Annotated in this window: 37 protein-coding genes and 1 pseudogene; 1 reads left to right on the plus strand and 37 read right to left on the minus strand. The window is 33.3% G+C overall.

Annotated elements, in window-relative coordinates:
* The gene (gene alsS / locus SAMSHR1132_RS10865) at nt 1-1665 is read right to left on the minus strand and encodes an acetolactate synthase AlsS (RefSeq protein WP_000130145.1); all 1665 of its coding nucleotides are present in this window, start codon (nt 1663-1665) and stop codon (nt 1-3) included.
* A gap of 225 nt (nt 1666-1890) precedes the next feature.
* Between alsS and SAMSHR1132_RS13915 the strand changes: the two are divergent.
* Nucleotides 1891-2123 (plus strand): annotated as a pseudogene (locus SAMSHR1132_RS13915) (hypothetical protein).
* On the opposite strand, the gene SAMSHR1132_RS10870 reads toward SAMSHR1132_RS13915, so the two are convergent.
* From SAMSHR1132_RS10870 to rpsS, 36 genes are all read right to left on the minus strand, one after another.
* The gene (locus tag SAMSHR1132_RS10870; protein ID WP_000655242.1) at nt 2105-2287 is read right to left on the minus strand and encodes a hypothetical protein; all 183 of its coding nucleotides are present in this window, start codon (nt 2285-2287) and stop codon (nt 2105-2107) included. The pseudogene SAMSHR1132_RS13915 and the gene SAMSHR1132_RS10870 overlap by 19 nt on opposite strands.
* A gap of 336 nt (nt 2288-2623) precedes the next feature.
* Nucleotides 2624-2725: a 30S ribosomal protein S9 gene (gene rpsI, locus SAMSHR1132_RS14140; protein ID WP_115338834.1), complete on the minus strand. Its 102-nt coding sequence runs from the start codon at nt 2723-2725 to the stop codon at nt 2624-2626.
* Nucleotides 2726-2890: 165 nt separating this feature from the next.
* Nucleotides 2891-4288 carry a UvrD-helicase domain-containing protein gene (locus SAMSHR1132_RS10875; protein ID WP_103205725.1) on the minus strand — a complete coding sequence of 466 codons (1398 nt, stop codon included), beginning with the start codon at nt 4286-4288 and terminating at the stop codon, nt 2891-2893.
* Nucleotides 4255-4728, minus strand: a complete 474-nt coding sequence (locus tag SAMSHR1132_RS10880) for an ATP-dependent nuclease (RefSeq protein ID WP_042355622.1) — start codon at nt 4726-4728, stop codon at nt 4255-4257. The genes SAMSHR1132_RS10875 and SAMSHR1132_RS10880 overlap by 34 nt, the downstream gene beginning before the upstream one ends.
* A gap of 249 nt (nt 4729-4977) precedes the next feature.
* A complete protein-coding gene (locus tag SAMSHR1132_RS14365) occupies nt 4978-5100 on the minus strand; it encodes a hypothetical protein (RefSeq protein ID WP_255308555.1) in 123 nt (40 codons plus the stop codon).
* Nucleotides 5101-5107: 7 nt separating this feature from the next.
* Nucleotides 5108-5803 (minus strand): PhzF family phenazine biosynthesis protein, encoded by a 696-nt coding sequence (locus tag SAMSHR1132_RS10885; protein WP_014373888.1) that lies wholly within the window; start codon nt 5801-5803, stop codon nt 5108-5110.
* Nucleotides 5804-6947: 1144 nt separating this feature from the next.
* Nucleotides 6948-7340 (minus strand): 30S ribosomal protein S9, encoded by a 393-nt coding sequence (gene rpsI, locus SAMSHR1132_RS10890; protein WP_001790547.1) that lies wholly within the window; start codon nt 7338-7340, stop codon nt 6948-6950.
* 19 nt (nt 7341-7359) lie between these two features.
* On the minus strand, nt 7360-7797 hold the full coding sequence (gene rplM / locus SAMSHR1132_RS10895; RefSeq protein WP_001250038.1) for a 50S ribosomal protein L13: 438 nt from the start codon (nt 7795-7797) through the stop codon (nt 7360-7362).
* A 239-nt stretch (nt 7798-8036) separates the two neighbouring features.
* Entirely contained in the window at nt 8037-8840 is an 804-nt protein-coding gene (gene truA, locus SAMSHR1132_RS10900) for a tRNA pseudouridine(38-40) synthase TruA (RefSeq protein ID WP_001221842.1), read from the minus strand.
* Between the two features lie 4 nt (nt 8841-8844).
* Nucleotides 8845-9651, minus strand: a complete 807-nt coding sequence (locus tag SAMSHR1132_RS10905; RefSeq protein WP_000791627.1) for an energy-coupling factor transporter transmembrane component T family protein — start codon at nt 9649-9651, stop codon at nt 8845-8847.
* Nucleotides 9641-10501, minus strand: a complete 861-nt coding sequence (locus SAMSHR1132_RS10910; RefSeq protein ID WP_000027570.1) for an energy-coupling factor transporter ATPase — start codon at nt 10499-10501, stop codon at nt 9641-9643. The genes SAMSHR1132_RS10905 and SAMSHR1132_RS10910 overlap by 11 nt, the downstream gene beginning before the upstream one ends.
* Nucleotides 10498-11307 carry an energy-coupling factor transporter ATPase gene (locus tag SAMSHR1132_RS10915; protein WP_000389912.1) on the minus strand — a complete coding sequence of 270 codons (810 nt, stop codon included), beginning with the start codon at nt 11305-11307 and terminating at the stop codon, nt 10498-10500. Before SAMSHR1132_RS10915 ends, SAMSHR1132_RS10910 begins: the two co-directional genes overlap by 4 nt.
* Nucleotides 11308-11798: 491 nt before the next feature.
* Nucleotides 11799-12167, minus strand: coding sequence for a 50S ribosomal protein L17 (rplQ, locus tag SAMSHR1132_RS10920; RefSeq protein ID WP_000542274.1), 369 nt, complete (start codon nt 12165-12167; stop codon nt 11799-11801).
* A gap of 16 nt (nt 12168-12183) precedes the next feature.
* Nucleotides 12184-13128: a DNA-directed RNA polymerase subunit alpha gene (locus SAMSHR1132_RS10925; RefSeq protein WP_000569649.1), complete on the minus strand. Its 945-nt coding sequence runs from the start codon at nt 13126-13128 to the stop codon at nt 12184-12186.
* Nucleotides 13129-13201: 73 nt separating this feature from the next.
* The gene (gene rpsK, locus SAMSHR1132_RS10930; RefSeq protein WP_000101625.1) at nt 13202-13591 is read right to left on the minus strand and encodes a 30S ribosomal protein S11; all 390 of its coding nucleotides are present in this window, start codon (nt 13589-13591) and stop codon (nt 13202-13204) included.
* Between the two features lie 23 nt (nt 13592-13614).
* Nucleotides 13615-13980 (minus strand): 30S ribosomal protein S13, encoded by a 366-nt coding sequence (gene rpsM / locus SAMSHR1132_RS10935; RefSeq protein ID WP_000090796.1) that lies wholly within the window; start codon nt 13978-13980, stop codon nt 13615-13617.
* Nucleotides 13981-14002: 22 nt separating this feature from the next.
* Nucleotides 14003-14116 (minus strand): 50S ribosomal protein L36, encoded by a 114-nt coding sequence (gene rpmJ, locus SAMSHR1132_RS10940; RefSeq protein ID WP_000868342.1) that lies wholly within the window; start codon nt 14114-14116, stop codon nt 14003-14005.
* A 31-nt stretch (nt 14117-14147) separates the two neighbouring features.
* The gene (gene infA, locus SAMSHR1132_RS10945) at nt 14148-14366 is read right to left on the minus strand and encodes a translation initiation factor IF-1 (protein WP_001118443.1); all 219 of its coding nucleotides are present in this window, start codon (nt 14364-14366) and stop codon (nt 14148-14150) included.
* 192 nt (nt 14367-14558) lie between these two features.
* Nucleotides 14559-15206 carry an adenylate kinase gene (locus SAMSHR1132_RS10950; protein ID WP_001021467.1) on the minus strand — a complete coding sequence of 216 codons (648 nt, stop codon included), beginning with the start codon at nt 15204-15206 and terminating at the stop codon, nt 14559-14561.
* A gap of 16 nt (nt 15207-15222) precedes the next feature.
* The gene (gene secY, locus SAMSHR1132_RS10955) at nt 15223-16515 is read right to left on the minus strand and encodes a preprotein translocase subunit SecY (protein ID WP_000616781.1); all 1293 of its coding nucleotides are present in this window, start codon (nt 16513-16515) and stop codon (nt 15223-15225) included.
* A complete protein-coding gene (rplO, locus tag SAMSHR1132_RS10960; RefSeq protein ID WP_000766074.1) occupies nt 16515-16955 on the minus strand; it encodes a 50S ribosomal protein L15 in 441 nt (146 codons plus the stop codon). Before rplO ends, secY begins: the two co-directional genes overlap by 1 nt.
* 16 nt (nt 16956-16971) lie before the next feature.
* Nucleotides 16972-17151 carry a 50S ribosomal protein L30 gene (gene rpmD / locus SAMSHR1132_RS10965; RefSeq protein WP_001096576.1) on the minus strand — a complete coding sequence of 60 codons (180 nt, stop codon included), beginning with the start codon at nt 17149-17151 and terminating at the stop codon, nt 16972-16974.
* A 16-nt stretch (nt 17152-17167) separates the two neighbouring features.
* On the minus strand, nt 17168-17668 hold the full coding sequence (gene rpsE / locus SAMSHR1132_RS10970) for a 30S ribosomal protein S5 (RefSeq protein ID WP_000113852.1): 501 nt from the start codon (nt 17666-17668) through the stop codon (nt 17168-17170).
* A gap of 20 nt (nt 17669-17688) precedes the next feature.
* Nucleotides 17689-18048 carry a 50S ribosomal protein L18 gene (gene rplR, locus SAMSHR1132_RS10975; RefSeq protein ID WP_000623879.1) on the minus strand — a complete coding sequence of 120 codons (360 nt, stop codon included), beginning with the start codon at nt 18046-18048 and terminating at the stop codon, nt 17689-17691.
* Between the two features lie 31 nt (nt 18049-18079).
* Complete coding sequence (gene rplF, locus SAMSHR1132_RS10980) at nt 18080-18616, minus strand: 50S ribosomal protein L6 (protein ID WP_000091973.1); 537 nt, start codon at nt 18614-18616, stop codon at nt 18080-18082.
* Between the two features lie 24 nt (nt 18617-18640).
* Nucleotides 18641-19039, minus strand: a complete 399-nt coding sequence (rpsH, locus tag SAMSHR1132_RS10985; RefSeq protein WP_000178881.1) for a 30S ribosomal protein S8 — start codon at nt 19037-19039, stop codon at nt 18641-18643.
* A 31-nt stretch (nt 19040-19070) separates the two neighbouring features.
* Entirely contained in the window at nt 19071-19256 is a 186-nt protein-coding gene (locus SAMSHR1132_RS10990; RefSeq protein WP_001140799.1) for a type Z 30S ribosomal protein S14, read from the minus strand.
* A 22-nt stretch (nt 19257-19278) separates the two neighbouring features.
* Nucleotides 19279-19818, minus strand: a complete 540-nt coding sequence (gene rplE / locus SAMSHR1132_RS10995) for a 50S ribosomal protein L5 (RefSeq protein ID WP_001080826.1) — start codon at nt 19816-19818, stop codon at nt 19279-19281.
* A gap of 26 nt (nt 19819-19844) precedes the next feature.
* Entirely contained in the window at nt 19845-20162 is a 318-nt protein-coding gene (gene rplX / locus SAMSHR1132_RS11000; RefSeq protein ID WP_000547688.1) for a 50S ribosomal protein L24, read from the minus strand.
* A 35-nt stretch (nt 20163-20197) separates the two neighbouring features.
* The gene (gene rplN, locus SAMSHR1132_RS11005; RefSeq protein WP_000615921.1) at nt 20198-20566 is read right to left on the minus strand and encodes a 50S ribosomal protein L14; all 369 of its coding nucleotides are present in this window, start codon (nt 20564-20566) and stop codon (nt 20198-20200) included.
* Nucleotides 20567-20597: 31 nt separating this feature from the next.
* On the minus strand, nt 20598-20861 hold the full coding sequence (gene rpsQ, locus SAMSHR1132_RS11010; protein ID WP_000004086.1) for a 30S ribosomal protein S17: 264 nt from the start codon (nt 20859-20861) through the stop codon (nt 20598-20600).
* A 23-nt stretch (nt 20862-20884) separates the two neighbouring features.
* On the minus strand, nt 20885-21094 hold the full coding sequence (gene rpmC / locus SAMSHR1132_RS11015; RefSeq protein WP_000644737.1) for a 50S ribosomal protein L29: 210 nt from the start codon (nt 21092-21094) through the stop codon (nt 20885-20887).
* A complete protein-coding gene (gene rplP / locus SAMSHR1132_RS11020; RefSeq protein ID WP_000926310.1) occupies nt 21084-21518 on the minus strand; it encodes a 50S ribosomal protein L16 in 435 nt (144 codons plus the stop codon). The genes rpmC and rplP overlap by 11 nt, the downstream gene beginning before the upstream one ends.
* Before the next feature lie 2 nt (nt 21519-21520).
* The gene (gene rpsC / locus SAMSHR1132_RS11025) at nt 21521-22174 is read right to left on the minus strand and encodes a 30S ribosomal protein S3 (protein WP_000529877.1); all 654 of its coding nucleotides are present in this window, start codon (nt 22172-22174) and stop codon (nt 21521-21523) included.
* Between the two features lie 23 nt (nt 22175-22197).
* Nucleotides 22198-22551 carry a 50S ribosomal protein L22 gene (gene rplV, locus SAMSHR1132_RS11030; RefSeq protein ID WP_000387527.1) on the minus strand — a complete coding sequence of 118 codons (354 nt, stop codon included), beginning with the start codon at nt 22549-22551 and terminating at the stop codon, nt 22198-22200.
* Nucleotides 22552-22579: 28 nt separating this feature from the next.
* Nucleotides 22580-22858 carry a 30S ribosomal protein S19 gene (rpsS, locus tag SAMSHR1132_RS11035; protein WP_000124353.1) on the minus strand — a complete coding sequence of 93 codons (279 nt, stop codon included), beginning with the start codon at nt 22856-22858 and terminating at the stop codon, nt 22580-22582.
* Between the last annotated feature and the right edge of the window lie 23 nt (nt 22859-22881).

The following is a 22881-nucleotide window of genomic DNA, read 5'->3' on the forward strand; positions in this document are numbered from 1 at the left end:
TTAGTTAAATACGTCAGGTAACATATTTGTTGAAAGTTTGATATTATCTTTGTAATTTACAGGTATATCAATTAATACTGGACCATCTGTTTCATAGCCCTCTTTAATTGCCGCTTCTAATTCTTCTTGATTAGTAACTCTTAAACCTTTTGCACCAAATGATTCTGCATATTTTACAAAATCAACAGGACCAAAGTCTACACCTGATGAACGTTTATATTTCATTTCTTCTTGGAATTCAACCATGTTATATTTTCCATCGTTCCAAATAAGTTGGATAATATTTAGATTTTTACGTACGGCCGTTTCTAAATCTTGTGATGAAAATAAAAAGCCACCATCGCCAGCAACTGACACAACTTGCGTATTAGGGCGCACAAGTGCAGCTGAAATTGCCCACGGTAATGCTACACCAAGCGTTTGCATACCGTTACTGAATAATAAATGTCTTGGATTGTAACTTCTGAAATTACGTGCCATCCAAATATAGTGACTTCCAACATCAACTGTCACAGTTGTATCATCTGTTAAAACTTTTTGCATAGATTCAATAATTTCGACTGGATGTAAGATACCTTCTTCATGTGTCGCTTTAATACCAGTTTCTTCATCAATATGTGTTCTTAGTTGTTCTAATTCATCTAAATGTTGTTGATTTATAAATGGCTCATCCACTTTTTCAGAAATCATTTCAATCGTTTTAGCAATATTACCAATCAACTCTTTTTTCGGTTGCATATAATTAGTAATTTCAGCTTGAACTTCGTCAATATTGATAATTTGTGTTTCTAATTCTTTATTCCAGTTACTAGCTTCGTATTCAATTGGATCATAACCGATTGTAACAACTAAATCACTTTTACGTAATAATTCATCACCAACTTGATTGCGGAATAAGCCCACACGTCCGAAGAAATGATTTTCTAATTCACGACTAATTACACCCGCACCTTGGAATGTTTCTACAACTGGTAAATTCGTGCGCTCAACTAATTTGCGAATTGCATTTGTTTCGTCTGCACTTGAACTTCTCATACCAGCTAATAAAACAGGAAATGATGCATTTTTAATCGCTTCAATGACGTCATTAATATCTTGTTCACTTGGTACTCCTAAATTAGGTTTCTGACAAAGTGATATCGCCTTAGATTCAACAGGTGAAGAAATCACGTCTTGCGGAATACTAATAAAACTTGCGCCATTTTTACCAGAAGTAGCAATACGAATTGCATTTGTCATAACTTCTGATAATGATTCAGGATCTTGTACTTCTTCACTATATTTTGATGAATATTTTAATAAAGCAGCATTATCAATACTTTGATGCGTTAATCGTAATAAATCATTACGTTTCACTTGGCCACCTAACGCTAATACAGGATCTCCTTCAGATGTAGCAGTTAATAGTCCAGTCGTTAAATTACTTACACCAGGACCACTTGTGACAAGTACTACACCCGGTTTACCTGTTAATCTTCCAATACCTTGTGCCATCATTGCGGCATTTTGTTCATGACGAGTGACAATAAGTTCAGGACCATCATCAATTAAAGCATTAAACAGATAGTCTATCTTTGCACCCGGAATACCAAAAACATATTCTACCCCATTATTTTTCAAAGTATCAATAACCATATCGGCTGCAGTGTACTTTTTATCAGTCATTTAAATTCATTTCCTTTCAAAATGTGATGTATATTTCATGTATTTACTTTGTGATTTGCCGTCTAATGATTGTTACGCAAAATTAATGATATTTATCAAAATTTTACATATACGATTAGATTTGTAATACATAAAAATTGCCTTCATTACATTATATAACCTTTGTTAGATGAATAAAAATCGTTATTTGTAATACTAAGTATTCCAAAAATGCATGAGTAGATTTTGTGCGTTGTGATTATGAGGGATGTTGGACTGATTGATGTATAGGATTGTTACGATATTTTGGGATGAGGTGTTTAGTCAATGGCGGTTTGAAATTGTCGTTTTATGGTGGACTGAAAATGCTGTTTTATAACAACATGAAATTGTCATTTCGATAAAAAAAGCCACAGCAAGACTTAGATCTAACTGTGACTTATACATTTCATACTTATATTTATCGATTGGTTTTATAGTTATAAATGATAGAAGCAGTTCCTAAACAAATTAAGAAGATAATCATTAAATATATAGAAAAGTTATCTGTTTTAATATAAAACCTAAAAAGTAGAAACACCAGCATCGCAACAATAAAATAAACAGGAATAAAAGCTTTCTTCCAAAATATAGAATCTTTCAATTAAGTCACTCCTTATTTTGATAATACTTTTTAATTAAGGCTCTTGAGTTATCTTCCGATTTTCATCCGATAGCCCTTTCCCTTGAATATCTATGATTAGAACACTATTGTCCGTCCTCCGCAATCTAAATGACAATTTAATAATGTACACTTTTGATTGTGTAAGCATGTACAAATTATACGTGTAAATCAATAATTCATAGTTGAATTTATTCTATTCCTGAGACATTAAATAAAGGAAAATTCATTATACTCTACACATTCCATATTCCCCACACAAACGCAAAAAAACACCTCGACATAACATCGAGGTGTTTTGTATATATCGTCCGACAATTAACGTTTTGAGAATTGAGGTGAACGACGAGCTGCTTTAAGACCTGGTTTTTTACGTTCAAAAAATTTTAGGTTTTCGTACAGTTGTATAGACTGTCGCACACTTTGACACTAAAGGATTTATGATTTTTTAGATTGTACAGAATTGCATCAAATATCACTTAAGGTTAACTAAATAATCTGCTGGCCAGTAGTAAAACTCCTGCAATTTTTAACAAAATTTTCTGAAAGTAGATTTCATTATATTTATTAATCTAGATTCTAAACTTATAATTTTTTAAAATCTACTTCATTCAGTTCATTATTCACTTTATAATTTCCACCTTTAGTTGTCTTTCTTCCAGTTTCAGCAAATAAATATAAATTTTTTTTAGCTCTAGAACATAAAACATATAATAATTTTTTAGACTCACTTATTTCATTGCTTTTAGGTTGTCCTATTATTTGGTTCCAATGGGGTAAGCGCCCTCTTAATAATCCAAAAGCTATTACTGTATGAAATTCCTCTCCTTTGACACCTTGGCAAGTATTAACGACTATCCCATCTTTTGAATTAAACATCTTTTTCATATAGTTTATATCTTTAGGAATATTGTTAAAATCAGGATTTTCATAACGTCTTTTTATACCATTAAAGAAACTATTCCACTGTTCTTGTAATAAATCACTCGAACTATAATCAAAGTCTAGTATTTCAAAAAAATAATTAAAAGACTCCTCCAGATATTTAATAGCATCTTCATTATTAACATTAATAGAATTAATTTTTTTAAGTAATTTTCTACAACCATCATTATCAATTTCTTTATGTATGGAAGTTATTGCAGTTAATTCTTCTAATAACTCTTTCGCCCATTTCACTCTTACTAAATACCTACTCACATCCTTAGAAATTAAAATAAGTCTTGCTAACTTAAACCAAAAATTATCATTATTTCTTGGTAATAAGGTTAGACCAGGTGAATCAAAGTCTAAACCAGGTAAATTTGCTCTTAATTTTCTAGCTATAGATGTTAAAAAACTCCATTGAGGTGCCAAAATACAGATATCATTTGGACGAACACCTTTTGCAATTTCTTCTTTAATTATTTCAGTAATCCTATTCACTAAATCTTCTTTAGGTATGCCTTTATCAAATAAAATAATCCCCTCTTCATCTCGATGATCCGCTCCTGGTTCTATTACAAAACCTGTACTTTGAAATTCACTAAATAGATTTATTAATCGTTGTGTAGACCTATAGTTCTTACTTAGTCCCAATTCCTTGACAAAGTACCCACCAATATATTCACTAATCTGTGATGGAGTTTTCACTACTCCACCTAAAGAACTGAATATTGCTTGATCTGGATCACCAACTAAAAATATCTTACAATTACCTGATGAAGCTTTAATAATTTCTCCAACAATTGCATACTGTAAGTCTTGTGTATCTTGAAATTCGTCAATGAAAAAATATTTTAAAAATCTAGCAAGATTTTTTGTTATTTGAGAGTAATTAGTGATTAAATAATATGAAAAGTACAAAATAAGATCAAAATCAATCAAATTATTTTCTAATAAGTGTTGATGGTATGATTTTGCCACATTGTTATAATTCTCTTTCTTATTAATATAGTTACCATATTTATCTATTCTAGTGAGAAAATCATCATTCTTGGGTATGCCATTTTCACTTCTGAAATGTCTCCATTATTTTTTTGAAGATTTTTAATTTGTTTTGTAAAATCAAACAAACCTTTCCTAATCATTTTATTTGGTCTGAAATATAAAGCATATGTACCAATCGATTCTTCATGGTTTTTAATGTTTTTTGAATGATGAGCAACAAAACTAGCAGCTTCACTCGAATCTAAATCCTTGAATGTAAGTTTTAGAATTATCCAATGCCCTTTCCAATCATCAATATTTTGATTGAAGTCTGTTTCTAAAAGTTTTGTGGCATTAAAAGGTAAATTTTCATCTAAAAGTAGTCGTAATGCATATAAAACATTAGATTTACCTGAACTATTCTCGCCTATTAACGTGTTTACTCCTTGTTTAAATTTAAATATTGTATTTTTAAAATTTCTGAAATTTGTTATTTCTAATTGAGAAATATACATATACATCCATCCCTTTATTTATTTTTCTAATTTAGAATACTTTTCTATATTAAATTTTTATGAATCGTTTTCTTTTAATAAGCAACTTTCCTGAGTAGAAATCCTGACAATTTATAAAGTAAGATATCTATGACAAGCATAACTTTATTCTTAATAAGGTATTTATTTTTCATATTTACTAAAGAACTTTAAGCTAGTAAAAACTGTTAATACAGTAATTCAACTAAATTTCCTAAAAGTAATCATCACTTAATAAATAATTGCATTCCCAATTACAAAATTTGATATGTAATCATTCATAACTACAATTTCACTTGGACTACTCATAGCAAAACCTTGATATACTTTTAATTCATTAAAAGACTGATTCATTACATATTTAACTATAAATTCCTAGTGCTGAAGCTGCTACACCGGTAGCAGAATCTTCTATGTATCCTGTGTTGTTAGGGAATTGTCTGGCATGATATATATTCTTTTCATCTTTTACAAATGGATAAAATCCAGTCGATCCAATTTTATCACACACTTTCCATAAGTAATCGTAATTAGGTGTTAACTTATTTAATGTCACTACATCCTTCAATTCAATAATTGTTTTGAATCTAGAAGTAGAAATGTTCTTTACAGGATTAGCTGTAAATTGATTTACAGATACATTCAACGCTTTAGCAATATCAACTTTATCAATTAACTGATTACTAATTTCAGGATTGCCCTGTTTTACTTTGACTTTGAAATCTGTATCGTCCCCTATAATCTCAATCTCTAAAACACCTGCCAATGTCTCTACTGAAAATTTATTTTTATCAAGGTACTTATTTTTTTTAAGAATAGTTACACATGCTATAGTCGCATGAACGCACATTTCCATTTCTTTATTTGGAACAAAATATTTAAATTCATACTCACATGAAGGATTGTTACTATTAAGAATAAAACCTACTTCTAATTTCAGTTTTTTGGCAATATCTATCATATCATCATATGATAATTCATCAGCTTCTAACACCACCGGGCAAGGATTACCACCTTTATTATTATACGCAAAAACAGTTGTGTTATAAATTTTCATAATTAAACTCCTCGAATAGTTTTTCATTTAATAATTTATTCATTCTAATCCTCCTTAAATGTAATGCTACTTATAAACCTTTAACTTTGGCGTTTATAATGCAAAGCATTTTCATCTATCCATTTTAGAAAAGCATATTTTCTTTCCGATTTTATAAAATAAGACGTTGGCTTGAATACACTTTCAATTAGTTTTCAAAATTATAATCTTAATGTACCAAATCTTTGTCATTATACAACATAATGCAAATAGCTGTTGAGAATTTAGGATATTGATTTACAACATCTATAGAATTCGGTAAATTATTTTACCATACTTTGAATATTCATCCATTTATGAAAGTAAGACACTTTTATCTTTTTCATTCTTCTTATCATTATATCCCTAAATCTTAAGTGTTGTTGTTTGATACATGCATAGTTTTTCTTTTACATTTTCATGAACTTTTATAAATACACTACCATCATTATTCATTTCATGTGCAACAGTTATTCTAATTCAGTAAAACAAAAAATTAAATTATTAAGTTCTCAACTTCATTATTATATTTCGCTATTTGCAAACAATATATTGTTGTAATACCTATATCTGTAGCTGTATCAAAGAACTTAGTTTCAATAACTTCAGAATTAAATGTATCATTTTATTTTTTATGACACTTCATCTTTATCTGAAGTTCGCGATAGAACAAGAATGAATAGGTTGTTATGGTTCTCCTAGATTATTTGCTGATTTTATACTTTTAATAAAATTCCTTCATAATGTTATGATAATACAATTAGTGTTGAATATTTTATAAATAACACCCTAATGATATTATTTGTATATAATTATACCTTAAATTGAAATTAATGTTGTGTATTATTACAATGAATTTGCATTATAGATAAAAGGAGTTATTATTTATGCAATGTAAAAGACGCGGAAATAAAGAGTTTACAGAAGCCACACAGTACATGAAGGTTAAAAAGTCTAAGTTATCGTTAAATAGATCGGATATTAAATATATTTTTTGTAAGAAGTGTGGTTTAGTTAAAGACCTTGAGGTTTTAAATCCCCAAACCTTTGAATAATTTTAAAATACACAAACGCAAAAAAACACCTCGACATAACATCGAGGTGTTTTGTATATATCGTCCGACAATTAACGTTTTGAGAATTGAGGTGAACGACGAGCTGCTTTAAGACCTGGTTTTTTACGTTCTTTCATACGTGGGTCACGAGTAAGTAATCCAGCGCGTTTTAAAGAACCTCTGTATTCAGGATCTGCTTCTAATAATGCACGAGCGATTCCGTGACGGATAGCTTGAGCTTGTCCAGTGAAACCACCACCATGAACGTTAACTAAAACATCGTAGTTACCTTTAGTTTCAGTTACATCAAATGGTTGGTTTAAGTCTAAAATTAATGATTCGAATGGTAAGTATTCGCGTACGTCACGGTTGTTAACTGTGATGTTACCTTCACCTGGTACTAAACGTACACGTGCTACTGAGTTTTTACGACGGCCTGTGCCTCTATATTCAACTTGTGCCAAAGTCATTTCCTCCTTCTAATTAACCACGTAATTCGTAGTTTTCTGGTTGTTGTGCAGCGTGTGGATGTTCAGCGCCACCATATACAAATAATTTTTTACCTTGTTTTTCGCCTAAACGAGTGCTTGGTAACATACCTTTAATTGAGTTTTCAATTAAACGTTCTGGGTTAGTTCTTCTTAATTCACCAGCAGTGATTGATTTAATACCACCTGGGTGATTTGAGTGACGGTAGTAAACTTTGTCAGTTTCTTTGTTACCAGTAAATTCGATTTTTGATGCATTAATAACGATTACATAATCACCAGTATCAACGTGTGGTGTGTAAGTTACTTTATTTTTACCGCGTAAGATAGATGCTACTTCTGATGATAAACGACCTAATGTTTGGCCTTCAGCATCGATAACATACCATTTGCGCTCAATGTTTGATTCATTTGCCATAAATGTTTGACGCATAATAATTGTCCTCCTAAAAAATAAATGCTTCTATTCAAGCTATAAACAGTTTCATAACCTAATAGATGATTTCATTTGTTTCATTTTTAAAACGTTTAATTTCATTTATTTTGTTAACTGTTGTTCGTTTCTGCTTATATATCTTGTAACACAATAAGTTTCCGGGGCTTATCGTGGGGTGGATATAAAACAATACCGTTAATAATCTTATAATTTCACAAGCTTTTTGTCAATGGCAATCAGTCATTTTGTAATGATTTTTTGCGATGTATTTTGATATCGTTGCCAAAGTCTTTTAATAACTCATTTTCATCTAAATAAATCTTCTCTAAATATAGTCCTTCAGCCGGTGCAGTGAAAGGAACATTCTTACGATTCTTTGATTCAAGAAGCTTCGGCACATCAGAAATTTCATGTCGCCCTTTTCCAACTTCTATTAAAAATGCAACTAAGACTCGCACCATGTTATATAAAAATCCAGATCCAGTGACAATATAATCAAAGCCATCATCTGTTTTTACAATTTCACTTTGGTATAATGTTCTAACTTTGCTTTCTACTTCAGTTTTTTGCGAACAAAATCCTGTAAAATCATGTGTACCTATGAATTGATGCGCCGCTCTGTTCATTTTGTCTAAATCCAACGTTTCAGGAATAAATGTTTTCAAACCACTTTGAAATGGATCGCGATGTTGTGCTTGATAAACTTTATAACGATAATGTTTACCAACACAATCGTAACGACAATGAAAATCGTCATCGACTGTATCGACATTTTTTACATAAATATCGTCAGGTAACGTACGATTCATTGCATATTGCCATTGTTCCACTGGAATGTTCAAATCTGTATCGAAATGAAAATACTGTTGAATCGCATGTACACCTCTATCAGTCCTACTCGAAGGATGAATTCTCACATGTCTTTTATGCATGCGTTGTAATAGCTTTTCAAATTGTTGCTGTACTGTACGTCCATTTTGTTGAATTTGAAAACCTAGAAAATTATTTCCTTGATACGCAATTTCTACTAATATACGCATGAATTTACACTCCTGAATATTTTAATACGAATAAAATAATTGCAATTGGGATTATCATGATTAAAGATAACGTATCTCTCAATTGCCATTTAAGCTGTCTGTAGCTCGTTCTTTGAACATTGGCATCATAACCCCTAACCTCCATTGCAACCGCTAATTCTTCGGCGCGTTGGAAAGCTGAGATAAATAACGGAACTAGTAATGGAATAAATGACTTTATACGTGTCGCAATATTTCCAGAACTGATTTCAGAACCACGTGACTTTTGTGCCAAAATAATTTTATCTAACTCATCCATTAATGTCGGAATGAACCTTAAAGCAATCGACATAATCATACTTAATTGATGCACTGGTAATTTAAACATCTTTAATGGTGCAAGTAATCTTTCAAACGCATCTGTTAAATCAATTGGGCTTGTCGACAGTGTCATAATTGTTGCAATCATCACAATACCAATTAATCGTAATGATATATATATCCCTTCTAAAATACCATTAGTCTCAATTGTAATGCCGTGCCATTCAAATAATACATGCCCACCTTTAGTTAAAAATATATGCATCAATAATGTAAAAATTAAAAAGAAAAAGATTGGCGTTAAGCCTCTAATTAAGAACCAAAATTGAATTTTTGCTAACTTCATAAATAATAAGATAAGTACAAACACCCAAAGATATGTTAATGGTGAATGACAGAAAAATATTAATATAATAAAAAGAAAGACAAACATTAGCTTTGCTCTTGGATCAAGATGATGAACAAAGGAATTAATTGGTAAATATCGCCCTATAATCAATTTATTTTTCATGTTGCCACTCCTTATACAAGCTTACAAATGCTTCTTCAGTTAAGGCAATATCTTTTAATTTAGTTTGATGTTTTTGTTCAAAGTCATATTGTAATTGAATGATATCTGGTAGACCAATGTGCCAATCCAACAACTTTTCTTTATCTTTGAAGAGCTCTTTTGGTGATGTTTGTGACACTATACTGCCTTCCTTCATAACGATGACTTCATCGGCATAACGCGCGACTTCATTCATATCATGAGAAATTAAAATAATCGTCTTATTTTCATCTGTTTGTAAAGATTTTAATAAGCTCATAACTTGTCGTTTACTTTGAGGGTCAAGTCCTGCTGTCGGTTCATCAACAACAATAATATCAGGGTTCATTGCTAAAATAGATACAATTGCAATTTTCCGCATTTGTCCACCTGACATTTGAAATGGTGATTGTGACATTACATCTCTTGAAAATCCTAGATCCATCAATAAACGATGCGCATAACTTTTAGCTTCATCTAAATCCATTTTAAAGTTCTTAGGTCCAAATATCATTTCACGTTCAACAGTGTCTTCAAATAATTGTGATTCTGGAAATTGAAAAACCATGCCGATTCTTTTTCTTAGTGGTCTAATAAATTTATCTTTAGTCTTATGTGTAACCGTAACACCATCGATTGTAACTGTACCACTAGTTGGTTTAATCAATGCATTAATATTTTGAATCAATGTTGACTTACCACTACCTGTTTGTCCAACGATTGCATAGTATTTGCCTTGTTCAAATTCTGTATTGATATCATGAATAGCTTGATGTTGGTACGGTGTACCTTGCTGATACGTGTAGCACACATCATCAAATCTAATACTCATAGTCGATTCACCAACCCTTCATAAGTCAAAAATGATGTATGGTGTCCAAGCAATTGACTCATTTTTATTGGAAATGGCAAATCAAGACCAATCTTAGTTAATGATTCTGCTTGATCAAATATATCAGTTGCCGTTCCCTCTTTATAGACACATCCTTTATTCATGACGATAACATGGTCTGCTTCCATCGCCTCAGACAAATCATGTGTAATAGAAATGATTGTAATATCGTGTTCTTCTTTAACTTTTCTTACTATATTAAGTAGATTATGACGAGCATTCGGATCTAACATAGATGTCGCTTCATCTAATATAATGACCGAAGGATTAAGTGCCAACACACTTGCAATAGCCACACGTTGCTTTTGTCCTCCTGATAATGCATTAGGTTCATAATCAGCTCGTTCTAACATATCAACTTGTTCGAGTGCTTCATTGACTCTTCTATGCATTTCATCATGTGGCACTGCATGATTTTCAAGGCCAAATGCTACATCATATTTCACAATCGAGCCTACGAATTGATTTTCCGGATTCTGAAAAACAATCCCAATTTCTTTTCTTAACTTTTCAATATTATCGTCAGTAACTACCTGACTATTATAAAAAATCTCACCTGATTTAACTTTTTCAATGCCAATCATTAATTTAGCGATAGTGGACTTTCCAGAACCGTTATGACCAACAATAGATGTCCACTGGCCTTTAGGAATATTAAAAGAAACATCTTTCAATGTGAAGGATGCATCACTTTGATATTGAAATGAAACTTTTTTAAATGTAATAATTGAATTCATATCCTCCACTTGTCTCTCTCCTTTACGATTCGTGTATCTATCATATTTTACAATATTTATAAAACGCTGTATATGACATTGATTATGTTTGCGATATATTGGAAGTAATTAAACAACTACCTAGCTCATTTTCAAATTCAAATTCGTTAATTTTACATTTTCTGAAAAACTTAATCTATCTTTATTGATTATGCGTAATTGCAACCTTAATAATATTTATTAACTGTAACGTTCAACTTAATTAGTTTAATGTAATGCATCATTCAAAATACAAATTACTGAAACAAAAAAATATCGGACTTGTAAACATTTCTGTTCATAAGTCCGATAGCTTATACAATAAAAAAGCGCGCACCCCATCATAAGTTTGTTGAGTTCACGCTTTAAATCTTTATTTAGTTGATGGGGTACTCTGAGCTAGACAATATTTGTATGTGGCAAACATTATCGTTGCACTCATTTGCTTTATATAAAAGTAGTTAGTGTATTTATATAAATTGTTATACTAATTCGATAATTACTGATTCAGCACCGTCACCGCGACGAGGGCCTTGTTTAAGGATACGAGTGTAACCACCTTGACGTTCTGTATAACGTTCAGCGATTTCACCAAATAATTTTTGAAGTGCAGTTTGTGTAGTTTCATCTTCGTTTAAGATTTCAACATTACGTAAAGTTTTAGCTGCATTACGACGAGAAGCTAAATCTCCTTTTTTACCTAAAGTGATTAATTTCTCAACAACACTGCGAACTTCTTTTGCACGAGCTTCTGTAGTTTCAATACGCTCACTAATAATAAGTGATGTAGCTAAGTCACGTAACATAGCTTTACGTTGATCAGAAGTACGACCTAATTTTCTGTAACCCATGAGTTAACCTCCTTTATCAATCTTCTTTTCTTAATCCTAATCCTAAATCTTCTAATTTGTATTTAACTTCTTCTAAAGATTTACGACCTAAATTACGTACTTTCATCATGTCAGCTTCAGATTTATCAGCTAACTCTTGAACAGAATTAATTCCTGCGCGTTTTAAGCAGTTATATGAACGTACAGATAAGTCTAATTCTTCGATAGACATTTCTAATACTTTTTCTTTTTGATCTTCTTCTTTTTCAATCATGATTTCAGCATTTTGTGCTTCATCAGTAAGACCAACGAAGATATTCAAGTGTTCAGTCATTATTTTTGCTGCTAATGAAACTGATTCTTGTGGTGTGATTGAACCATTAGTCCAAACATCCAATGTTAATTTATCAAAATCACTGCTTTGACCTACACGTGTATTTTCAACAGTATAGTTCACACGTTCAACAGGTGAATACAATGAATCAACAGGGATTACACCAATTGGTAAATCACTAGTATTATTTTGTTCTGCTAATGCGTAACCTCTACCCTTGTTAGCAACTAGACGAATTTTTAAGTGACCACCTTTAGATACTGTTGCAATTTTAAGCTCTGGGTTTAAAATTTCAACATCACTATCATGTGTAATGTCGCTTGCAGTTACTTCGCCTTCATCACGTACATCAATTTCTAAAGTTTTATCTTCTTCAGAATAGATTTTTAATGCTAATTGTTTAATGTTCATAATGATTGTAGAAACATCTTCAACTACATTATCTACTGCTGAGAATTCATGTAAAACTCCCTCAATTTCAATATACTTAACGGCTGCACCTGGTAATGAAGATAGTAGGATACGACGTAAGGAGTTTCCTAGTGTAGTACCGTAGCCACGTTCTAGTGGTTCAACAACGAACTTACCGAATTTAGCATCTTCACTAATTTCAATTGTCTCAATTCTAGGTTTTTCGATTTCTATCATTTAAATATCCTCCTTATATACGTCGACTTAATTTAGAATGTTTGCTCAGTGACCTGTAACAATACCATCAAAATTATACACGACGACGTTTTGGTGGACGACAACCGTTATGAGGTACTGGAGTAACGTCTCTTATTGCAGTTACTTCTAAACCTGCAGATTGTAATGCACGAATAGCTGATTCACGACCTGGACCAGGTCCTTTAACTGTTACTTCAACTGTTTTTAAACCATGCTCCATAGCTGATTTAGATGCAGTTTCAGAAGCCATTTGTGCTGCAAATGGTGTTGATTTTTTAGATCCTTTAAATCCTAATGCACCAGCTGATGACCATGATAAAGCATTACCGAATTCATCAGTGATAGTTACAATAGTGTTGTTGAATGTTGAACGGATGTGTGCTACACCATTTTCAATATTCTTTTTCACTCTACGTTTACGAGATACTTGTTTACGTGCCATTTAAAATTTGCCTCCTTTACCTATTATTTTTTCTTGTTAGCTACCGTTTTAACTGGTCCTTTACGAGTACGAGCGTTGTTTTTCGTTTTTTGACCACGAACTGGTAAGCCACGACGGTGACGGATACCACGGTATGATGAAATTTCCATTAAACGTTTGATATTTAAGTTAGTTTCACGACGTAAGTCACCTTCAACTTTATAACCGTCTACAACTTCACGGATGCGACCTAATTCGTCATCAGTTAAATCTTTCACACGAGTATCTGCTGATACGTTAGCTTCTTCAAGAATTTTTTGAGCAGTTGACGTACCGATACCGTATATATAAGTTAATGAGATAACTACGCGTTTTTCACGTGGAATATCTACTCCTGCAATACGTGCCATATTAATTTACACCTCTCTTTTATTAACCTTGTCTTTGTTTGTGTTTTGGATTTTCACAAATTACCATTACTTTACCTTTACGTTTAATGACTTTACATTTTTCGCAAATAGGTTTTACTGATGGTCTTACTTTCATTTTTATACCTCCCTATATTATGGAGTGACGATTATTTATAACGATAAGTAATTCTTCCGCGTGTTAAATCGTACGGAGACATCTCAACAGTTACTTTGTCGCCAGGTAGAATACGAATGTAATTCATTCTGATTTTACCACTTACGTGAGCTAAAATCTCATGACCATTTTCTAATTCTACTTTAAACATTGCGTTCGGTAAAGTATCTAATACAGTACCTTCTAATTCAATTACATCTTGTTTAGCCATTGATTAACTTCCCCCTTTTTGCAATAGTAAGGTAATCGTCAATAGACAACTTTATTGTTACGAATCTATCAGTGATTAATTTTATAAGTTAAACAAAAATTACGGGAATTAATTATCGTTAATTGCCACTCTCATCTATCTAATATGATTAAATCATGCCTCACTTAAAATAGACCGCTTAAAGTTGATCTATTACAAATGATCTAAAATATCAATGACATCTTTGGTAACGTCGCTAATGTCTTTTGAACCATCAATATTTTTCAATACGCCTTTTTTATCATAGAATTCTAAAATTGGCTTAGATTGTTTAATATTAACACTCAAACGATTAGCTACCGTTTCAGGATTATCATCTTCTCGTTGATACAATTTACCACCATCGATATCACAAATACCTTCGACCTTCGGAGGATTAAATACAAGATGATACGTTGTACCACATGACTCACAGATTCGACGACCTGTAAGACGGTTCATTAATTCTTCTTCCGGAACTTCGATATTGATTACAGCATCAATGTTTCTGCCAAGCTCAGACATAATGTTATTTAATGCCTCAGCTTGCTCGATTGTTCTTGGGAAGCCATCTAATAAAAAGCCTTTTTTTGCATCGTCTTCAGAAATTCTTTCTTTAACGATACCTACAGTAACTTCATCAGGAACTAATTCGCCACGATCCATAAAGGACTTAGCTTCTTTACCTAATTCAGTTTCTTCTTTAATAGCTTTTCTGAACATGTCACCAGTTGAAATGTGGGGTATTGGGAATTTCTTGACAATTTCACTTGCTTGAGTTCCTTTACCTGCGCCAGGTAAACCCATCAAAATGATATTCATAAGTGCCCTCCTAAAATTATCTACCACCAAAGCCTTTATATTCTTTTTGAGTTACTTGAGCTTCTAGAGACTTCATTGTTTCAATTGCTACACCGATAACGATAAGTAAACTTGTACCACCAATCTGAATTGATTGTGGTAATCCCATAAACTTAGTTGCTAAAATCGGTAAGATTGAAATAACGGCTAAGAAGATAGAACCTACAAAAGTTAAACGATATAAAACTTTAGTAATATATTTTTTGGTTTGTTCACCAGGTCTAATACCTGGAACGTAACTACCTTGTTTTTTAAGGTTGTCAGCCATTTTTTCCGGATTAACTTGTACAAATGCATAGAAGTAAGTGAATAGTATGATTAGTACGATATATACTACCATACCTACATTACTTGAAGGATTTGCAGCATTCGCAATGTTTTGTGCCCATTCTTTATCTGGATAGAACAATGTTAATGTTCTAGGCAATAAGAAGAACGCCATTGCAAAGATTACAGGAATAACACCAGCTGAGTTAACTTTTAAAGGTAGATAAGTTGCTTGTGAACCTAATCTTTGAGCAGTTTGTTTCTTAGCATATTGAATCGGAATTTTACGAACAGCTTCAAGTACATAAATAGCTCCGACAGTTAATAGTATCAATGACACTAAAAGTCCTAGTACTTTCAACCAAGCTAAAGATGTATCTTCTTGCCCAACGAACGCAGATTGTCCAAATTGAATTAGACTAGCTGGTAACGTTGATAAAATACCTGCGAATATGATAATAGAAATACCATTACCAACACCGAACTGAGTGATTTGATCACCAAGCCATATTAAGAAAGCAGTTCCTGCTGTCAAAACTAGTGCAATTAATAAATAACTCATAATTGACTGATTAATAATCAGTGCACCTTTGAGATAATTATTAAATTGGAATGCCATACCTATAGATTGGATAAATGCTAAAGAAATTGCTAAATAACGAGTGACGTTATTTAACTTTCTTCTTCCTACTTCACCTTGTTTTGCCCATTCTGAGAATTTAGGAACAATATCCATTTGTAATAATTGCATTACGATGGATGCAGTGATGTAGGGCACAATACCCATTGCAAAAATAGAAAATCGTTTCAAGGCTCCGCCACCAAAAGTATTTAATAACTCAGTGGCACCTTGAGAACCTTGGGGATTATCAAAAGCTGCAGGATTAACTCCTGGAGCTGGTATATAAGTCCCTATTTTAAAAATTACTAACATTGCTAGTGTGAAGAAAATCTTGTTACGAACTTCTTTTGTTCTAAAGAAATTCACAAGGGTTTGAATCATTAGATCACCTCGTGTGCTCCACCTTTAGCATCAATAGCTTCTGCTGCTGAAGCTGAGAATTTATGAGCTTTCACTGTCAATTTCTTATCAAGTGAACCATTACCTAGTATTTTAATACCAGATTTTTCATTCTTAACAACACCAGATTCTACTAATAAAGCTGGAGTTACTTCAGTACCATCTTCAAATTTATTAAGTTGGTCTAAGTTAACAATAGCATATTCTTTACGATTTATGTTAGTAAAACCACGTTTTGGTAAACGACGGAATAATGGTAATTGACCACCTTCGAATCCTGGTCTTACACCACCGCCTGAACGAGCTTTTTGACCTTTGTGTCCGCGACCACTTGTTTTACCGTTACCTGTCGCAACACCACGTCCAACACGATTGCGTTCTTTACGTGAACCTTCTGCCGGTTTTAACTCATGTAATTTCATTTCGGCACCTCCTTGATTATTTTTCTTCTACTGTTAATAAGTGCTTAACTTTGTTGATTTGCCCACGAATAGCAGGGTTATCTTCAACAACTACTGAACTGTTAGTCTTTTTAAGACCTAAAGCTTCAACAGTTTTACGTTGTGTTTCAGGACGACCAATAACACTACGAGTGAGGGTAATTTGTAATTTAGCCATAACTAGTTTTCCCTCCTTAATTGTATAATTCTTCTACTGTTTTGCCACGTAATTTCGCAACATCTTCAGCATTTTTAAGGTTTTGTAAACCATTGATTGTCGCACGAACCATGTTAATTGGAGTGTTTGATCCTAATGATTTACTTAAGATATCTGTAATACCTGCTAATTCAAGCACGGCACGAACAGGACCACCAGCGATAACCCCTGTACCAGGTGCAGCCGGTTTCATAAATACGCTTCCTGAACCGTAACGGCCAGTAATTGTGTGTGGAGTTGTACCTTCAACACGTGGAACAACTACTAAATCTTTTTTAGCTGCTTCTACAGCTTTTTTGATTGCTTCAGGTACTTCTTGTGCTTTACCAGTACCGAAACCTACACGACCATTTTTGTCTCCAACTACAACTAATGCAGTGAAACGGAAACGACGACCACCTTTTACAACTTTTGCTACACGGTTGATTGTAACAACGCGTTCTTCAAATTCTTTCGTCTCTTCTTCTCTACGAGCCATGTATTTGTCCCTCCTTTAAATTAAAATTCTAATCCGCTTTCTCTTGCAGCTTCAGCTAATGCTTTAACACGTCCGTGATATAAATATCCTCCACGGTCGAATACGATTTCTTTAATGCCTTTGTCAGCAGCTTTTTTAGCAATTGCTTCACCGACTTTAGTTGCCAATTCAACTTTAGTTGCTGAAGTAGCAATGTCGCTATCTTTTGAAGAAGCTTGAGCTAATGTTACGCCTTTATTATCATCAATAATTTGAGCGTAGATATGCTTGTTTGAACGATATACGTTTAAACGTGGCTTTTCAGCTGTACCTGATAAGTTAGTACGAACACGAGCATGTCTTTTTAAACGCACTTTGTTTTTATCAATTTTACTGATCATTTCAATACTCCTTTCTGTAGAGTTTTATCTATTATTTACCAGTTTTACCTTCTTTACGGCGAACATATTCACCTTGGTAACGAATACCTTTACCTTTATAAGGTTCTGGAGGTCTTACTGAACGGATGTTAGAAGCTAATGCTCCAACTTGTTCTTTTGAAATACCTTCAACTTTAACGACTGTGTTTTTCTCAACTGAGAAAGTAATATTTTCTTCAGCTTTAATTTCAACTGGGTGAGAATAACCAACGTTAAGGATTAAGTCTTTACCTTGCATTTGAGCACGGTAACCTACACCAACAAGCTCAAGTACTTTTTCGTATCCTTGAGAAACACCTTGTACCATATTGTTTAATAAAGCACGAGTTGTACCATGGTTTGTTCTATCTTCTTTAGAATCAGATGGTCTTACAACTTCAATTGTGTTTTCTTCTTGTTTGAATGTCATTCTTTCATTTAAAGTTCTTGATAATTCACCTTTAGGACCTTTAACAGTTACATGATTTCCATCAAAAGTTACTGTTACGTCACTAGGAATGTCAATAATTTTCTTACCAACACGACTCATGTTATGGCACCTCCTTATTTTTTATTACCAAACGTATGCGATAATTTCTCCACCAACATTACGTTTTCTTGCTTCTTTATCAGTGATTACACCTTCAGAAGTTGATACTAATGCGATACCTAAACCATTTAATACTTTAGGCATTTCGCTAGCTTTTGCATAAACACGTAAACCTGGTTTTGAAATACGTTTTAATCCTGTGATAACACGCTCATCGTTTTGACCATATTTTAAGAATAAACGAAGTACACCTTGTTTATCATCTTCTACGTATTCAACATTTTTAATGAAACCTTCACTCTTTAAGATTTCAGCAATTTCTTTTTTGATATTTGATGCAGGTAATTCTAATTTCTCGTGACGCACCATGTTTGCGTTTCTTACACGAGTAAGCATATCTGCGATTGGATCTGTCATTGTCATTGATTGTTGCCTCCTTTCAGACTCTTTTTTATTACCAGCTAGCTTTACGAACGCCAGGGATTTGGCCTTTGTAAGCTAATTCACGGAAACAAATACGGCATAATTTAAATTTACGATATACAGAATGTGGACGGCCACAACGTTCACAACGAGTGTATTCACGAACTGCATATTTTTGTTTTTTTTGTTGCTTAGCAACCATTGAAGTTTTAGCCACTTAATTAGCCTCCTTTAAATAATTATTTACGGAATGGCATACCGAAGTTAGCTAACAATTCACGAGCTTCTTCATCAGTGTTAGCAGTAGTTACGATAACAATATCCATTCCTCTAACTTTACTTACTTTATCATAGTCGATTTCTGGGAAAATTAATTGTTCTTTAACACCTAAAGTGTAGTTACCGCGTCCGTCAAATGCTTTTTTAGAAACACCTTGGAAGTCACGTACACGTGGTAATGATACTGAAATTAATTTGTCTAAGAATTCATACATTCTTTCACCGCGAAGTGTTACTTTCGCACCGATTGGCATACCTTCACGTAAACGGAAAGTCGCGATTGATTTTTTAGCTTTAGTTACTAATGGTTTTTGACCAGTGATTAATTCTAATTCTTCAACAGCATTGTCTAATACTTTAGAATTTTGTACTGCGTCACCTACACCCATGTTCACAACGATTTTATCTATTTTTGGTACTTCCATCACTGAACTATAATTGAATTTTTTCATTAAGCTTTCAGTAACTTCAGTATTAAACTTTTCTTTTAAACGGTTCAAAGTGGGATCCTCCTTTCAACTTGTTATTAATTATTAGTTTTGATTTCTTCGCCAGATTTTTTAGCGATACGAACTTTTTTACCATCAACAAATTTGTAACCTACACGTGTTGGTTCATTTGTTTTAGGGTCTAATAATTGTACATTAGAAACATGGATTGCTGCCTCTGTTTCTAAGATTCCACCTTCAGGATTTAATTGAGTTGGTTTTTGGTGTTTTTTCATAATGTTAACACCTTCCACAACGACACGGTCTTTTTTAGGTAGAGTAGCGATTACTTTACCTTCTTTACCTTTGTCTTTACCTGCGATAACTTTAACGTTGTCACCTTTTTTGATATGCATGTGGGCACCTCCTTATTTGTATTGGTTGTTATTTATTAAAGTACTTCTGGTGCTAATGATACGATTTTCATGAAGTTACCTTCACGTAATTCACGAGCAACAGGTCCGAAGATACGAGTACCACGTGGGCCTTTGTCATCACGAATGATAACACATGCATTTTCATCAAATTTAATATATGAACCGTCATTACGACGAACACCTGACTTAGTACGTACGATTACAGCTTTGACAACGTCACCTTTTTTAACAACGCCACCTGGTGTTGCATTTTTAACAGTACATACGATAACATCGCCGATGTTTGCTGTTTTACGACCAGATCCACCTAATACTTTGATTGTAAGAACTTCACGAGCACCAGAGTTGTCTGCTACTTTCAAGCGTGTTTCTTGTTGGATCATTAGTTAAACCTCCCTTATCTCTAAACTTGTATTAAATAATTACTGACTCTTCAACAATCTCTACTAAACGAAAACGTTTTGTTGCTGATAAAGGACGAGTTTCTTGAATTTTAACAATGTCTCCTAATTTAGCTGAATTGTTTTCATCATGAGTTTTGTATTTTTTAGAGTATTTTACTCGTTTACCGTATAATTTGTGTGTTTTGTAAGTTTCAACAAGTACTGTGATAGTCTTGTCCATTTTGTCTGAAACAACTTTACCTACATAAACTTTACGATCGTTTCTTTCGCTCACTTTTGTAACCTCCTCTTACTTAATTATTGATTAGCCTTACTTTGTTCAATTTCTCTTTCACGAGCAACAGTTTTTAGACGTGCAATCGTTTTTCTTACTGTACGAATACGTGCAGTTTCTTCTAATTGACCTGTAGCTAACTGAAAGCGTAGGTTAAAAAGCTCTTCTTTTGAAGATTTGATTTGTTCTTCGATTTCTGAAGTGGTTAAGTCTCTAATTTCCTTAGCTTTCATTTGTTTCACCACCCAATTCCTCACGTTTTACAAACTTAGTTTTTACTGGAAGTTTGTGACTTGCTAAACGTAGTGCTTCACGCGCAACTTCTTCAGATACGCCAGCAACTTCGAATAAAATTCTACCTGGTTTAACAACTGCGATCCAGCCTTCAACCGCACCTTTACCAGCACCCATACGTACTTCTAAAGGTTTTTTAGTATATGGTGTATGTGGGAAGATTTTAATCCAAACTTTCCCGCCACGTTTCATGTAACGTGTCATTGCTATACGAGCAGATTCGATTTGACGAGATGTGATCCAAGACGTTGTAGTTGCTTGTAAACCAAACTCACCAAATGTTACGTAGTTACCGCCTTTAGAACGACCAGTTGTTTTAGGACGATGTTGACGACGATATTTTACACGTTTTGGTAGTAACATTATTATTTTCCTCCTCCACTAGTGTTCTTAGTAGGAAGAACTTCTCCACGATAGATCCATACTTTAACGCCTAATTTACCGTAAGTAGTGTCAGCTTCAGCATGTGCATAATCGATGTCAGCACGTAATGTATGAAGTGGAACAGTTCCTTCTGAATATTGTTCAGCACGAGCGATATCAGCTCCGCCTAAACGACCAGATACTTGAGTTTTGATACCTTTAGCACCAAGTTTCATAGCTCTAGTAATTGCTTGTTTTTGTACACGACGGAATGAAGCACGGTTTTCTAATTGACGTGCGATATTTTCTGCTACTAAACGAGCATCAAGATCAACTTTTTTGATTTCAATTACGTTGATGTGTACTTTTTTATCAGTTAACGCATTTAATTTGTTGCGTAATTTTTCGATTTCTGAACCGCCTTTACCAATTACCATACCAGGTTTACCAGTATGAATTGCAATGTTGATACGGTTTGCAGCACGTTCAATCTCTACGTGAGATACTGATGCTTCTTTTAATTCATTATCAATAAATTTACGGATTTTTAAATCTTCGTGTAAAAGTGAAGCGAAGTCTTTTTCAGCGTACCATTTAGCTTCCCAATCACGGATAATACCAACACGAAGTCCGATTGGATTAATTTTTTGACCCACAGTATTCCCTCCTTAAAAGTTAATTAAGCTTCTTTAGCTTCTTCTTTACCGTCACTTACGACGATTGTAATGTGGCTTGTACGTTTGTTAATCGCACTTGCACGACCTTGCGCACGTGGACGGAAACGTTTTAATGTTGGTCCTTCGTTAGCATATGCTTCTTTAACAACTAATTCATCTGTGTTCATGTCATAGTTATGTTCAGCATTAGCTAAAGCGGACATTAATACTTTTTCAATTACTGGTGATGAAGCTTTGTTTGTTAATTTTAAAATTGCAATAGCTTCAGCAGCATTTTTACCTCTGATTAAGTCAAGAACTAATCTTACTTTACGAGGTGCGATTCTTATTGTTCTAGCAACCGCTTTTGCTTCCATTAGGATGTCCTCCTCTACTTAATAAATGTTATCTTCTTGTTTTCTTGTCGTCTGCAACGTGTCCTTTGAATGTACGAGTAGGAGCAAACTCACCTAATTTATGACCTACCATATCTTCAGTTACATATACAGGTACGTGTTTACGTCCGTCGTATACTGCAAAAGTATGTCCGATGAAATTAGGGAAAATTGTAGAACGACGTGACCATGTTTTGATTACTTGTTTCTTTTCGCTTCCTTCTTGAGCTTCAACTTTTTTCATTAAATGCTCATCGACGAAAGGTCCTTTTTTAATACTACGAGCCATTTGGGCGCCTCCCTTCTTATTAT

This window comes from Staphylococcus argenteus (genome assembly GCF_000236925.1).
In the GTDB taxonomy this organism is placed as follows: Bacteria; Bacillota; Bacilli; order Staphylococcales; family Staphylococcaceae; genus Staphylococcus; species Staphylococcus argenteus.

Bases quoted from the DNA above. Each gene is read 5' to 3' on its own strand.
- SAMSHR1132_RS10885 (WP_014373888.1), bottom strand. From the start codon at position 5,803: ATGAAAATTTATAACACAACTGTTTTTGCGTATAATAATAAAGGTGGT.
- rplF (WP_000091973.1), bottom strand. From the start codon at position 18,616: ATGAGTCGTGTTGGTAAGAAAATTATTGACATTCCTAGTGACGTAACA.
- SAMSHR1132_RS14365 (WP_255308555.1), bottom strand. From the start codon at position 5,100: ATGAATCAGTCTTTTAATGAATTAAAAGTATATCAAGGTTTTGCTATG.
- rpsS (WP_000124353.1), bottom strand. From the start codon at position 22,858: ATGGCTCGTAGTATTAAAAAAGGACCTTTCGTCGATGAGCATTTAATG.
- alsS (WP_000130145.1), bottom strand. From the start codon at position 1,665: ATGACTGATAAAAAGTACACTGCAGCCGATATGGTTATTGATACTTTG.
- secY (WP_000616781.1), bottom strand. From the start codon at position 16,515: ATGATTCAAACCCTTGTGAATTTCTTTAGAACAAAAGAAGTTCGTAAC.
- rplQ (WP_000542274.1), bottom strand. From the start codon at position 12,167: ATGGGTTACAGAAAATTAGGTCGTACTTCTGATCAACGTAAAGCTATG.
- rpmJ (WP_000868342.1), bottom strand. From the start codon at position 14,116: ATGAAAGTAAGACCATCAGTAAAACCTATTTGCGAAAAATGTAAAGTC.
- SAMSHR1132_RS10905 (WP_000791627.1), bottom strand. From the start codon at position 9,651: ATGAAAAATAAATTGATTATAGGGCGATATTTACCAATTAATTCCTTT.
- rplV (WP_000387527.1), bottom strand. From the start codon at position 22,551: ATGGAAGCAAAAGCGGTTGCTAGAACAATAAGAATCGCACCTCGTAAA.
- rpmD (WP_001096576.1), bottom strand. From the start codon at position 17,151: ATGGCTAAATTACAAATTACCCTCACTCGTAGTGTTATTGGTCGTCCT.
- SAMSHR1132_RS10880 (WP_042355622.1), bottom strand. From the start codon at position 4,728: ATGTATATTTCTCAATTAGAAATAACAAATTTCAGAAATTTTAAAAAT.
- rplM (WP_001250038.1), bottom strand. From the start codon at position 7,797: ATGCGTCAAACATTTATGGCAAATGAATCAAACATTGAGCGCAAATGG.
- rpsK (WP_000101625.1), bottom strand. From the start codon at position 13,591: ATGGCACGTAAACAAGTATCTCGTAAACGTAGAGTGAAAAAGAATATT.
- rplP (WP_000926310.1), bottom strand. From the start codon at position 21,518: ATGTTACTACCAAAACGTGTAAAATATCGTCGTCAACATCGTCCTAAA.
- rpsM (WP_000090796.1), bottom strand. From the start codon at position 13,980: ATGGCACGTATTGCAGGAGTAGATATTCCACGTGAAAAACGCGTAGTT.
- rplN (WP_000615921.1), bottom strand. From the start codon at position 20,566: ATGATCCAACAAGAAACACGCTTGAAAGTAGCAGACAACTCTGGTGCT.
- rplO (WP_000766074.1), bottom strand. From the start codon at position 16,955: ATGAAATTACATGAGTTAAAACCGGCAGAAGGTTCACGTAAAGAACGC.
- rpsH (WP_000178881.1), bottom strand. From the start codon at position 19,039: ATGACAATGACAGATCCAATCGCAGATATGCTTACTCGTGTAAGAAAC.
- rpsE (WP_000113852.1), bottom strand. From the start codon at position 17,668: ATGGCTCGTAGAGAAGAAGAGACGAAAGAATTTGAAGAACGCGTTGTT.
- SAMSHR1132_RS10910 (WP_000027570.1), bottom strand. From the start codon at position 10,501: ATGAGTATTAGATTTGATGATGTGTGCTACACGTATCAGCAAGGTACA.
- rplX (WP_000547688.1), bottom strand. From the start codon at position 20,162: ATGCATATCAAAAAAGGTGACAACGTTAAAGTTATCGCAGGTAAAGAC.
- truA (WP_001221842.1), bottom strand. From the start codon at position 8,840: ATGCGTATATTAGTAGAAATTGCGTATCAAGGAAATAATTTTCTAGGT.
- SAMSHR1132_RS10925 (WP_000569649.1), bottom strand. From the start codon at position 13,128: ATGATAGAAATCGAAAAACCTAGAATTGAGACAATTGAAATTAGTGAA.
- rpmC (WP_000644737.1), bottom strand. From the start codon at position 21,094: ATGAAAGCTAAGGAAATTAGAGACTTAACCACTTCAGAAATCGAAGAA.
- rplR (WP_000623879.1), bottom strand. From the start codon at position 18,048: ATGATCAGTAAAATTGATAAAAACAAAGTGCGTTTAAAAAGACATGCT.
- SAMSHR1132_RS10950 (WP_001021467.1), bottom strand. From the start codon at position 15,206: ATGAATATCATTTTGATGGGTTTACCTGGCGCAGGTAAAGGAACTCAA.
- infA (WP_001118443.1), bottom strand. From the start codon at position 14,366: ATGGCTAAACAAGATGTAATTGAATTAGAAGGTACTGTATTAGATACT.